At 65.6% G+C, this 11,913-nt stretch carries 9 protein-coding genes; 3 read left to right on the top strand and 6 right to left on the bottom strand.

Going from position 1 to position 11,913, the window contains the following annotated elements; genetic code table 11:
* Positions 1-253: 253 nt before the first annotated feature.
* Complete coding sequence (locus ACFW2G_RS32030; protein WP_384446735.1) at positions 254-2,395, top strand: hypothetical protein; 2,142 nt, start codon at positions 254-256, stop codon at positions 2,393-2,395.
* 291 nt (positions 2,396-2,686) lie between these two features.
* Here the strand turns inward: ACFW2G_RS32030 and ACFW2G_RS32025 are convergent, their stop codons facing one another.
* Positions 2,687-5,593: an N-6 DNA methylase gene (locus tag ACFW2G_RS32025; protein ID WP_384585429.1), complete on the bottom strand. Its 2,907-nt coding sequence runs from the start codon at positions 5,591-5,593 to the stop codon at positions 2,687-2,689.
* A gap of 160 nt (positions 5,594-5,753) precedes the next feature.
* Here ACFW2G_RS32025 and ACFW2G_RS32020 point away from each other — a divergent pair, with 160 nt between their 5' ends.
* Entirely contained in the window at positions 5,754-7,157 is a 1,404-nt protein-coding gene (locus ACFW2G_RS32020) for a hypothetical protein (protein WP_384446731.1), read from the top strand.
* Between the two features lie 94 nt (positions 7,158-7,251).
* On the opposite strand, the gene ACFW2G_RS32015 is transcribed toward ACFW2G_RS32020, so the two are convergent.
* The 4 genes from ACFW2G_RS32015 to ACFW2G_RS32000 form a co-directional block, all read right to left on the bottom strand.
* The gene (locus ACFW2G_RS32015; protein WP_384446729.1) at positions 7,252-7,848 is read right to left on the bottom strand and encodes a PP2C family protein-serine/threonine phosphatase; all 597 of its coding nucleotides are present in this window, start codon (positions 7,846-7,848) and stop codon (positions 7,252-7,254) included.
* A gap of 613 nt (positions 7,849-8,461) precedes the next feature.
* Positions 8,462-9,124 carry a hypothetical protein gene (locus tag ACFW2G_RS32010; RefSeq protein ID WP_284575206.1) on the bottom strand — a complete coding sequence of 221 codons (663 nt, stop codon included), beginning with the start codon at positions 9,122-9,124 and terminating at the stop codon, positions 8,462-8,464.
* The gene (locus ACFW2G_RS32005; RefSeq protein ID WP_384585432.1) at positions 9,121-10,020 is read right to left on the bottom strand and encodes an ABC transporter ATP-binding protein; all 900 of its coding nucleotides are present in this window, start codon (positions 10,018-10,020) and stop codon (positions 9,121-9,123) included. The genes ACFW2G_RS32010 and ACFW2G_RS32005 overlap by 4 nt, the downstream gene beginning before the upstream one ends.
* On the bottom strand, positions 10,017-10,418 hold the full coding sequence (locus ACFW2G_RS32000; RefSeq protein ID WP_384446724.1) for a GntR family transcriptional regulator: 402 nt from the start codon (positions 10,416-10,418) through the stop codon (positions 10,017-10,019). The genes ACFW2G_RS32005 and ACFW2G_RS32000 overlap by 4 nt, the downstream gene beginning before the upstream one ends.
* A 548-nt stretch (positions 10,419-10,966) precedes the next feature.
* Here ACFW2G_RS32000 and ACFW2G_RS31995 point away from each other — a divergent pair.
* On the top strand, positions 10,967-11,548 hold the full coding sequence (locus ACFW2G_RS31995) for a hypothetical protein (RefSeq protein WP_384446748.1): 582 nt from the start codon (positions 10,967-10,969) through the stop codon (positions 11,546-11,548).
* On the opposite strand, the gene ACFW2G_RS31990 is transcribed toward ACFW2G_RS31995, so the two are convergent.
* A complete protein-coding gene (locus tag ACFW2G_RS31990; RefSeq protein ID WP_384446722.1) occupies positions 11,449-11,817 on the bottom strand; it encodes a flavin reductase family protein in 369 nt (122 codons plus the stop codon). The two genes, ACFW2G_RS31995 and ACFW2G_RS31990, sit on opposite strands and share 100 nt — an antisense overlap.
* Positions 11,818-11,913: the final 96 nt, after the last annotated feature.

Below are 11,913 nucleotides of genomic sequence, written 5' to 3'. Positions count from 1 at the left end.
TCAGCATGGACATGTCTAGCAGGTGTCCGGCATGGCGATCAGTACCACGATCGAGCGATCACGAACCGAGGAAGAACGGACTTAACGTCCTCTGAAAGCGACGTTCACGCTCGACGACTACGAAAGCACCGACCTACGTGCCGTCGCCGCTGGCATAGCGGCGGAGCAGGACCCGCAGATCCGCAGGCGCAGGGCGGCAGCGCTGTTCCACGTCCTCGGGCGAGCATGGAACCGCTTTTCCGACCACGACGAGGTGGATGCCGTTTACGACTACTACGCATGGCAGAACAGGGGCAGGACCGCAGCCTTCTGGCTCTGGCAGTTGCGCGACACACCATGGCTGGACGACGGTAGCGGCGCGCCGACTGCCCCGGCCCGACTCTGTATGCGGACCACCGGCACGGTTGCTGTGTATGGGGCGGACGACGAGCGATTCCTCCATCCCGAGATCCAGCAACTGGTCGGCAGACGCAGTGATGTGCTGCGCGCCCTGGGCATTTCTGCGGAGGCCCGTACCGAGGATCTCGTGGCATGTCTGCAGCGCCTGCGCCGACGGGAAGAAGAGGGCGGCGACAGGGATGTGCCCGCGGCGCTGATCCTCTACCAAGCCCTGGCCGAGCGCACCTTCAGCCGTGGCGCGGAAGCCTCGGGGGAGATGTCCCTGGGCTCGGTACTCCGGGCGTTCGGCGAGGGGAGCGGCCTCGTCCTCACGGACTCCGGCTGGCGTCGGCCGAGCCAGTGCCTGCGGGGGGCGCCGCTCTTCGGTCCACTCCGTGTGTTTGCTCCCACGTTTCCAGGCAGTGAGGAGTTCTGGCAGCGGCTCGCAGTGCGCCTGCCGACTGTGGACGACGCCACGGCCGTGATCAAGGAACTGGCACAGCGGGACCGGAAGCAGGGCCGGGACGAGCCGGACGGGACGACCCAGTCCATCGTCCTGGAGACCTTGAAGATGCTCGCCGCTCTGGGCCGCACCCATCCCGGCGCGTTGACGGCCAAGCGTCTGGGACGCCTCCCTCTTTGGACGACCCACGGATGGCGAAGTAAGCGGCCCGTGTACGCCGTCGAAGACCCGGTGGTAGCCGAGGCGCTGGGTAGGGAACGTGCGGTGTGGTGCCCGGGAGCCGAGTTTGAGCAGTTCCGGCCGTTGATCGGAGCCCTTCGTGTGAGCGAGCTCGCCGCAGAACATGTCACCGTGTACAGCCCTGGCCCGGCCCCGACCGACCCGGACGCCACAGCGCTGGTCCGGTCAGCCGTTACCCACCTCCGTGAGGACCTGCAGCGCAACGCCGCGAGCGTTGCCCAGTCCCTGGACTGCTCGTGGGACCAGTTGGCCGACCTGACTGTATGCATCGCCCCTCACCTGGCCTGCCGCCTCGATCTTCCGGACACGGGCGGGGCGGTGCACGTGCCCGTGGACGCCGGGATCGACTGGCCCTCGGGCACGTTGTACGTCCGTGACACAGCCGCTCTGACACGCACATCTGGGGTGGGCCGGTCGATCGCCGCCCGGTTTCCGGGCAGCCGCCGCGAGGTGGCCCTCGCCTGGGGAGCAGCGTGTGACCAGGCCGAGAAGGGCCGTACGGCCGTACAACTGAGCCTTGCCGACGACCAGGTGCGGCGCGACCGGGAAGCGGCGGAGGCCGAACGTGAACGACGGCTTCGGGAACTCGGAGACGAGGTGGACCAACGCCGTGCCGCGACCAAAGCGCAGGCCGGCGCAACGGGCGGTACCCCACGGACGGCAGTGGTCCTGCCGCCTACCTCCAGCACCCCATCGCCTCCGGGGCCGTCAGCCCCGCCTGTGCCCCCCGCCGCTCCACCGCGGAGGCTCGTCGACCCCGGCAGGCTCAGGCTTGTCGATCCGAGCGGCATCATCACGCCGGCGAAGCACGCAGCCGCGGTCGCGCCAAGCGCACGGCCGAGCGGGTACACCTCGGGTACGTCCGGCCTGCCGCAGCCTCGCGCCGGATCGGCGATCCCCCAACAGCACACGCCACCGCGCCCCTACACGGGTACGGAGCAGGAAAGGGTGGCTCTGGACGTGGTGCGCAAGGCACTCGCCACCGACGACGACTGGCTGCGTGACCTACGGGCCCAACGCGGCCTCGGCGCCGACGCGGTGGACGCCCTGTCGCGGTTCTACGAACTCAAGGCATATAAGGACGCCGAGCCGGACATGGTGCTGCTGACGCCTGCGGAATTTCAGCGAGCATCGGAGAGCGACGACTTCTTCCTCGTTATCGTCTCCGGGCTGGAGGCCGGAACCGCCCCCGTCTCCGTACGCATCATCCCGCAGCCGCTCCAGCAACTGACTTGCCGTCCGAGCAGTAGCGTGACGGTCACGGGAATCAGAGGGGCGCACAGCCGGGTGTACCAACTTGAGGAGGATAGATAGGTCATCCAGCCGTGGCGTTCCGAAGACCTGGCGCCCGAGGCGATCACATCCGCCATGAGCCGTGTGTAGTCCGGCGACGGCTCGTGGTCTAGCATATCGGCGCCGTGTGCTGTGGCTATGGTCGAGCGGGCGTTGATGTGGCCAAGGACGCGCAGCGTTCCCAAATTTTAGGCATCGCCGGTCTGGTAGTTAGCGTTCGGGAACACATCGGGGAGTGGTCGGGCCGAGCAGCCAACTAGAGGCGTCTCAGAATCGAGCCGGCTGAGCTGCGGACAGTGAATTTCACCTTGTTCATGCTTGCATCCATGGTTGCAACGAGGCGTAGACGGTGTCGCTTTCCAGCTCATGCCCCCTGTCAAGGCTTTTCAGCAGCGCCGTGGAGGCGGTGAGCCGGTCCGGGTAATAGAGTTCGGGGGTCAGGCAGGTGGGACAGTCCTCGAGCAGGCAGAACGGCGAGAGCTGTACCGGCTCGTCCTGCGGCGTCAGCATGTAGAGGCCGCCATCGACCAAGGGGACGTCGGTCTGGAAAGTGATGGGCTCGAAATCGGGGTGATCGCCCATGAGTACGAGGCCCGAGACTTCGAACTTTCCCACTTCGGGAAGCCAACGAAGCCTGTCCATGTGCACCCACCGGGCTCGCGCCAAGAATGTACACCAGGACAAACTGCTGAACATCAGTCGCTCCAGTTTTTCCAGGCTCCTGTCGAATTCCGCCCGCGTTCGCGGCCCCGCACCGTGCCTGATCTTGTTCCTCAGGGTGACAAGAGCGGAGAGATCTGCCATCAATCCTTTTTTCCCTTTCTTCTGGGTCGTGGCCTCAGCCAGCCCGGACGCGGGATCGCCGATTTCCTTGGCGTCTGCTCCTACAGCTCGAATGACCGCTACCCAGTGTCCCAGTGCCACACCCCCGCCTCCCACGCCCTGCTTCCACTGAACGATCTCGGGTAGATCCTGTCGCCCCCGGTTCGCGGCACTGGCATGGGCGACGATACCGAGGGAAAGGATGAGCGACTCCACACACTGGAGGGCAGCCTCATGCTTCTCTGCGGGCGACGTGCTGTGCCGGAACTTCCGCACGGCCCGAGCAATTCCATAAGGATACGTCTCCTGGAAGATCCTGTATGGCTCGCTCTGCTTTCGGAGATTCTGGGCGATCAGCGAACTCAGTTCCGCCGCTTCGTCGAGTCTCGCACGACGCTCGCTGCTCGATCCCTTCTCGAAGATACGCAGCCGGGCTTCGCGAAGCTGGTCCCGGATCTTGTCCGACTCGACCTGCCCCTCTGAGAGTCGTGCGATGGATGTACGAACTTCCTCGAAGTCTCCTTCACATGTCGGGACACGGATATCGGCGAGGTCAGCGCGCCTGATGCGAGGTATGACACCGTAAAGCTTAATCTGCTGCTCTGCTTGAGGGCTCGAAAGGTAGGTGGCGAGATATTCGGAAGGGACTGGATGTTCCAGGGGCCTAATGACCATCAGGCCCTGGCCGGGCTGCACGCCCTCATATTCTGCGGGGAGAATCGTCCAGTGCCGTACGTTCGCCAGGTCGCGACCGACTATGTCGCCTTCTCGTAGCCTCCACCGGGGCTCGCGCCGGTCCTTGCGCACTGGAAGGGTCTCGACAGGACAGAGATGGGAGGCCAGCAGAGAAGGTTGCAACACTCTTCTCCGCACGTCCGGGTCGCCCGAGGGCGCTGCTGGACCCGTCTCCCTTGCTGCGACCGAACCGCCGTAGATTTCGGCGAAGTCCCCCAGCCGCACACTGTCTCGAGCCAGCTCCTTCGTCTCGTGGGCCTGCCTGTAGTAGTTCAGGGAAAGGTTGTAGCCACTCTTGGCGATCTCCTTCTTCGAAACCAGAAAGCTTTGTTCGCTCGGCCTGCGGCCGCGTTCGCTCGTGTGGCGCAGCAGCCAGCGGCTCACTACGTCAGGAAGGTTGTTCTTGGCGTGCTCGGACCGATCAAGCCTTTCGCTCGGGGTCGGGCCGAGCTTTTCCGGGGAGAGGAGCGGTGTGCGCCGGTCATCGAGACTCCGCCCGTCCGCCGTGACGTCGTAGAACCAGACGCTGTCCGTGCCCCTGCCGCTGGTCTTCGTCAGAAAGAGGATCGAAGTGGACACACCTGCGTAGGGCCTGAACACACCGCTGGGCAGTTTCACCAAGGCATCGATTCGGTGATCCTCGACAAGGATTCTTCGTAGTTCTTTGTGGGCCTTGGTTGAGCCGAAGAGAACACCGTCCGGGACGATGACCGCCGCCCGCCCGCCGGGTTTGAGCAGTTGCAGCACCAGGGCGACGAAGAGCAACTCGGTCTTCTTCGTCTGGATGACTCGCTGGAGATCGTCAGCAGCGGCGTCGTAGTCGAGGCTGCCCGCGAAGGGTGGGTTGGTGAGGACCAGCGAGTACCGCCCGCTGTCCTCGACCGTGTTCTGCGCGAGCGAATCGCGATAGCGGATGTCTGGGCTCTGTACCCCGTGGAGCCACATGTTCATTGAGCCGATTCGCAGCATCGTGGTGTCGAAGTCGAAGCCCTGGAACGTGGTTTCGCCGACCAGCTCGTGCCGGGCTGGCCCCTCCGGCGTCTCGGGCCGGTTCCGGTTGACGTACTCCGCTGCCGCGACGAGGAATCCGGCACCCCCGCATGCGGGGTCGCAGATGACCTCTCCGGGCTGGGGAGCCGTCATTTCCACCATGAGCTGGGCGATGTGCCGCGGCGTCCAGAATTGCCCGTTGTGGCCCGCTTTCGCGACTTTGCCCAGCATGTACTCGTACACGTCGCCGCCGATGCCCACCGCGTCGAGGGGTACGCCCTCAAGCGTGTCGACAACCTTTGCGAGCAATCCAGGTGTGGGGATGCTGAAGCGCGCGTCAGCGAAGTGCCCGAGGAATTCCGGGTTGTCGTTGCCGTAGGTACGAAGCAAGGGGAAAATCTCGTCGCGGACCGTGGCGAACATGTGTTGCGGCGCCTCGTCCAACAGGCGTGACCAGCGCAGCCGTTCGTTCAGCAGCGGCGTACTCACGGAGTCGATCGGTGCGCTGGCGGAAGCGGCGTCCCGTTCCTGAGAAGTACGCCGGACGTCGAGCATCCGTATGAACAGCAGGTACGTGATCTGTTCCAGGATCTCCAGCGGATTCGACAAACCGCCCGACCAGAAAGCGTCCCACAACCGGTCGATCCTGCTCTGGAGTTCACGTGAAAGCACGGTGCAGAGGCTATCCGACTTTGCCGTCCGACGGCGGCGGGATGCCGGTCGCCGTCGCTTCGCAGGGGTCCGCGATAGTCTGCGTTCCGGCTGTTGCGCCGTGGCTGTGCGGCGGGACCCGCGTCAGCTAGGGACGACCGAGGGACATAAGAGGAGAATCGTGGAGCACGGCGATGCGCGAGCGCGCTGCGAGGAGCCGACGGCCCAGTGCGACGAGGGCGGGATGATGACCCGTCCTGTCTTCATCGTCCAGGACGCCGGCGCCGCCGAGCAGACGATGACCGCCGGCGTTCCGCCGCTCGACGACATCACAGGGGCGCGCCAGGAGCTGACCGTCGTGCTGCCCGTACGGCTGCTGCGCGTCCCCGAGTGGTCGGAAGGGCCCTTCCCCTTCGACATGGGCAACCGCAGCACCGACGCCCGGATACGGTCGACGTACTTCACTCGCGCTTCCGCCCGTGCGCTGTACGGGGCGCCGGGAAGACCCTGCCGCTGGCACCTGCCGCTCGACGTCAAGCACGACGGCATGCGTCTGCTCGGTATGGAACTGCTCCGCGCGGCCACGGCCCGCAAGCCCCAACACGCGTTCGCTGTTCTGCACTTCACGGTGGAAAGGCCCCTGCTGCCCGTGGTGCGGGCCCTGGCCGGGCGGCTGCCGCGTGAAGCCGACGCACCGCTCTCCGGACCGTTCGACCCGGCCCGGCTGCTCGACGGGGTCGCCGACCTTCGCGCGGCCGACGCGCCGTCCTTCGACGCCCGGCCCTACACCATCGCCTTCCTGAGCCCTGCGGCGCAGCACACCCCGGCCCTTCGCGTCGGCCTCGAAGGTGAACTGCCCGCCACCGCGGACCGTTGGCTGTGGCAGTTGGCGTCACGCTCCACTCCGGAGGACTTCCCCCTGCCGCCGGAGACCGCTGGTGAGCAGCTCAAGGACACGGTCAGGATCTCGGCGGACTGGAGCGCCCTGGTACTGCGTCAAGGGACCGCTTTCCTCGGCCACCGGACAGATACAGGGGAGGGTGACTTCTTCGCCTACGGTGCGCTGCACTCCCGTACCGTCTATCTCGACGCTCTGCTCCTAGGGGCTTTGCAACGCGATCACATCGACGAGCTCACCGACGAGCTCTCCGAGATATTCCTCTCACCCCGACCGGCACGTCGCCTCTCGGCATTGGAGAGGAACATCGCGGTCTTCCGCAGCACCTACTGGCGGCAGCACCTCACTGCCCACGGCACGGCGAACGATCTGCTGCTCGCCTTCCAGAACCAGCACCGGCTGCCCGTGAGATTCAACGAGATCCTCGCCGAAGCAGCCGACTACAGCAGGCTCGTACAGACGCAGGAGAGCCAGCAAATCAGCGGAGCGCTGGGCGTCCTGACCATACTCGGCCTGCCTCTCGGTACGGCGCTCGGCATCCTGCAGGTCCTCGACGACCATTCCGTGGCACACCTGTACATCGCGCTCGCCCTCTCGATCGCCGTCACAGCGGCAGTACTTACCACTCGGTACGGGCGCCTGGTCCTGTCGTCACTTCGTGGCGGGGAAGGCAAACCAAGGCCGTAGGGGGTCCCGTTGCATACGGTCGCCGGGCCTTCCGTGCGGGAGGGAAGTCGACGTGGGTGGCGGGGCCTTGGAGGTGGGGCCGGGGGGCCGTGGATCACGGCTGGGTCATGGACGCCAAGGTGGGGCGGCTGTCGTCAGGGCAGTGGCTGTTCGGTCCAGATGATCTTGCCGTCGGAGGTGTAGCGGGTCCCCAGCGTGCGGTGAGCTGGGCGACGAGGAGAACCACGTCGTCGCTCGGGCAGGTGGGCAGCAAGGCGTCGAGGAGCGCCTCGCAGGTGTCCTCCAGGGCCCGGCCGGCGCAGGCCAGGACGGTACGGAGCTGGTCCAGGCCGGTGTCGATGTCGTGCTGCCGGTCCTCGACGAGGCCGTCGGTGTAGAGGACCAGCTGGGTGCCCTCGGCCAGTTCAAGCTCGACCATCTCGAAGGGCATGCCGCCGAGGCCGGGCGGCGATCTCGAGGGCAGGTCGACGAAGTTCACGTCATCGTCGGGGCTGACGATCGCGGGCATGGGGTGCCCGGCGCGGGTGAGGGTGCAGTGCTGGGACGCCGGGTCGTAGACGGCGTACAGGCAGGTCGCGCCGATGATGCTGGAGTCCTGGTGGGTGTTTTCCACCGTCCAGCCCTCGCCCCGGTCGAGACGTGCGACCAGGTTGTCGAGGTGGGTGACGGATTGCAGAGGGCCCGCCTTCATCGGGTGCGCCAGCCGGTCAGCCCGAAAGCCCACAATAGCGCCTGCCGAGCGAATGGGCCCTGCTGGGGCACTTGGCCGTGGCAACCTGTTCCGTCCCAGAGAGGAGGGATGTGCTGTGCGTCATGACGCTCGTTTGACGCTCTGGCCTCCTGTAGACGGGATAACGAGCCGAGAAATGGCCTCTGGCCTGGCCCTTTCCGAGACCTGCTCAATCCGACAGCTTTTCGATGACGTCGCACGTGGAGTGTGTTGCCGTTCTCGAGCCGGTCCGATAGGGCTTGTGGCCTGCGCTTTCTTGGGAAGGGCCGTCGGTTCGACCTGTTTGGGTGGTTGCAGCAGGTGGACGTGGAGAACAGTGGCTGAGCTGCGGTTTCCGGAGCTTCGGTGGCGGTCCGTCCGCGGCCGCGACGACTTCGTGACGCACGAATGACGCCTATCCTGAGTGGCCGTCAGGTGCGATGGGACTTGCGCGCAGTTGGGAGCGAGCGCTGTGTGTGGGATCTCTCGTTCATGCTGTGCTGGGCAGTGAGGCACGGGTGTGCGCCTCGTGAATGAGTAGGGGTGTGACGCTGTGCGACGGCGGCCTCGGTAGAGGCCGCCGTCGCGGGAGGGGTTATCGGCGGGTGAGTCGGCGCAGCCCCACGAGGGTGAGTGTGGCCGCCAGCAGGATTAGGGCCCCTCCATAGGCGAACTGCCAGGGCCAGTAACCCGTGAGGACGTCGGCCTCCTGCAGTTCGGTACGGAGTGCCGGGCCGCCAGAGGTGATGGCGATCCACAGGACCAGTACCGTGCCCATGCTCACCACGGTCTTCTGGAACAGCACGCCGGTGGCGAAGCCGAGCGCCACGAGGGCCAGGGCGAGCGTGAACGGCACCAGGTCGTGGGAATCGAAGTACACCGGGCTCAGAGGATCCACGTCCGGAGCGGTCCACAGCGCCGGGTGCTGCGTGGCCCATGTCACCAGGGCGGTCACCATGGCGACGCTGACCAGGGAGATGAGCGTCGCGCAGGCAAGGCGGGTCAGGTACCAGTGACGGCGGGTGATGGTCTGGGTCCACACCAGTCGATGCGTACCGAGTTCAAACTCACGCGCCACCGCGGGTGCGCCGACGAAGAGGCCGAGGAACAGTGAGAGGTACTGTGACAGGCCGGCCGTCACGCCATGCATCTGCGGGTACGTGCTGCGTTCCCAGACCGCCAGGGTCGCGTAACACCCCAGTAGCGCGAGCAGCGCGAGCGCGACGGGGCGCTGCTGCCGCCAGGCGAGCCATGTCATCGGACCTCCTCCATCCGGTGCTCTCGTCCGGTAGCGCCCCCAGGTCCCCGCATGTAGGCGAGAACCAGTTCCTCGAGCCGCGGGGTGCGGATGGTAACTCCGCTCTGCGTGACGGGGGTCCCAAGGCGGACCAGTGCGGAGACTCCTCGATCGTCGGTGGAGGTCTGTACGACCTTGTGCACCCCTTCAGCGAGAAGCGCCGTCAGCCTGGCGGATCCGGATAGCATCGCGTGCTCGTCGAGAATGTCCTCGATGTCACCGTTCAGCTGGACCTTTCCACCGCTGAGCAGCAGCAGGTGGTCGCAGACCTCCTCCAGTTCGGCCAGTACATGGGAGGACATGACGACCGTCATGCCGGTCTCCGCGACGGCGACCATGAGCGACTGCATTACCTGGTGCCGTGCAAGAGGGTCCAGGTCCGCCATCGGTTCGTCGAGGAGAAGGAGGTCTGCGCGCTTGCTCAGCGCGACGCCGAGCGCGACTTGGGTCCGCTGGCCTCCGGACAACTGCCGGATGCGGGCCCGGAGGGGAATTTCGAGCCCTTCAAGCCTCTCTCGGGCGAGACCGTCGTCCCACACGGGGTTGAGGCGTGCCCCCAGAAGAAGGGTCTCCTCCACGGTGAGGCCAGGGTAGAGGGGTTTGTCTTGGGCGAGGAAGGCGAGTCTGGCCAGGCCCGCAGGGTGTTCGGCCGGTTCGTCACCGAAGATGCGGACACTGCCCGCGCTCGGCGCAATCAGTCCGGCGGCCAGGTGCAGGAGAGTACTCTTGCCGGCGCCGTTGGGGCCGACGAGTGCGGCGATACGACCTGCAGGGATGGTGAAGGTCAGGTCTCGTAACGCCCAGCGCCCCTTGTAGAGCTTTCCGAGGCCCTCGGCCTTCAAGGCTTCTTCGTTCACTCCGGTCCTTCTTCCCGCGGGTTCAGTCTCGCCCGCATCACGGCATCGAACAGCGCATGGATGTCGGCCGGTTCCATGCCGCCGACGAAGGCGGCATCGATCCAGCGCACGAGCTCATCCCGCAGTTCCGGACGCCGTTCGGCCGCCGTCCCTCCGAGTCCTCGAAGGACGAACGTTCCCCTGCCGGGACGCGCTTCCACGAGGCCCATGCGATCCAGTTCGCGGTACGCCTTGTGCACAGTGTTCGGATTGATCGCCAGTTGGCCCACGACCTCCTTGGCCGTGGGGAGTTGATCGCCGGGCTTGAGCATGCCTAGGCGCAAGGCCTGCTCGACCTGGCGTGCGAGCTGCAGATATGTCGGCAAGCCCGACCGGCGGTCGAGGTGGAAGTCGAGCATGTCATCCCTAAACTACTAAGACAGTGGTAGAACTGTAGTGAGGGTGGCCCGACCAGGCAAGCCAACTGACCCCCGCGAGGGATGATCAAGCCATAAGCGGACGGCCCGCCGCCCCGGCCTACTCGGCGGTACACCCGTCCGTTACACCGTCGAAGGTGCTGGTGAACCGCAGATCAGCCACCGACGCGACGAGATGTCTTTCGACGTGCACTTCTTCAGGTCGCAGCCGCTGCTCCCGGCGCACGTTTCGGCCATCCAGTGTCCGGCCATTCAAGCGATCTTGAACGGGAGGTGCAGTCCTGTACGAACGCGAATCCGGCAATCGTTCTGCGTCGCGGCAGCGACGAATCGTCCGAGATCGATGGTGGATCGAGTTGGTTCCGATTTCGGGAACCTTACTCAAGTGCACACGGGGGGCTCTCATGGGAGGGCAGGGCTCGACTGCTGCCTGCAAGGGATTCACGATCATCGTTGCGCACCGTTCGCTGCAGCGACTACGCGACACGTACTACGACCGGGCGTCCCCGGAGTTACTGCAATGGAAGTACGTGGACGACATGGACGCGATGGAACAGTGTGATGACGCCTTCGTCGCTCTTCCGGTGTTCACGCCTCAGCATGCAAACGTGGTGGCACAGGTTGCCGCGAGCAACCCAGTTTCGGGAATCGTCGGGGTCGTTGCGGACGCGTCCGGAATGCAGACGCACTTGGCGATCCAGAGCGGAGCGAACTGGGTTCTGAATCTCCTCGTTCATCCTTCCGAGTCGCTCAGGGTATTGCAGGGGCTGCTGCTGCAGCATGCCGCCGCACTCCGGCACAACCGCGGGGCTCTCGCCGGCGCGGAAGGCGCGGACCACGATCCGCTCCGCACTGCGGTACCAGCTCACGCCGATCCGGTCCCACGCGAGGACCTCGTCCCCGACGGAGACGAGGAACTGATGAAGATGCTCTGTGACTGGGTGCCGGTCGGCGAGATGGCGAGGCGTTACTACTGTTCAGAGCGGTCGATGTACCGACGAATCCGTAGGCTCTACGACGCGCTGGGCGTGTCCACTCGCAAGGAGCTCCGGGCCAAACTGCTGTCCAGTACCTCCCCCGGAGCGGCCTCGCCGGCTCGCGGCAGCCGGTGAAGGGCGCGTCCGTGCAGTACCAGAGGCGTTTCACGCCCCGTTCCGTAGATGCGCGACGGCGAACCGAGGGCCAGTGTGTGATCCGCGCATGAGAACGTCTTCTGAACCGTACAGGCGAGGGCGTGAAGTGAATCCCGCAACAGGGGTACGTCCTCGGTCCCGAGGAGATCGACGTTGGTGAATCGGTCCCGCTGTGCACCGCGCGAGAACCGGGAACACAGATCTTGCCGGGCCCAGTCGAGAATGCTAATCCCGAATCGACCGCTCACCCGGGTCTGTTCCGTAGTCGGTGGTGACGGAGGGTGTGGTCAGCCCAGGAGGATGCGGTGGCGGAGGAGAGGGAAACTCGCGCGGCCGTACATCTG

The sequence above is a fragment of the Streptomyces sp. NPDC058880 genome (genome assembly GCF_042742535.1).
Classification (GTDB): domain Bacteria; phylum Actinomycetota; class Actinomycetes; order Streptomycetales; family Streptomycetaceae; genus Streptomyces.
The sequence above is the reverse complement of the archived record's forward strand: the minus strand, read 5'-3'. Positions and strand labels throughout refer to the sequence as shown.

What these genes read in the sequence shown, in the direction of transcription:
- ACFW2G_RS32010 (WP_284575206.1), bottom strand. Translation starts at nt 9,124, where the DNA reads ATGACATGGCTCGCCTGGCGGCAGCAGCGCCCCGTCGCGCTCGCGCTG.
- ACFW2G_RS32015 (WP_384446729.1), bottom strand. Translation starts at nt 7,848, where the DNA reads ATGAAGGCGGGCCCTCTGCAATCCGTCACCCACCTCGACAACCTGGTC.
- ACFW2G_RS32000 (WP_384446724.1), bottom strand. Translation starts at nt 10,418, where the DNA reads ATGCTCGACTTCCACCTCGACCGCCGGTCGGGCTTGCCGACATATCTG.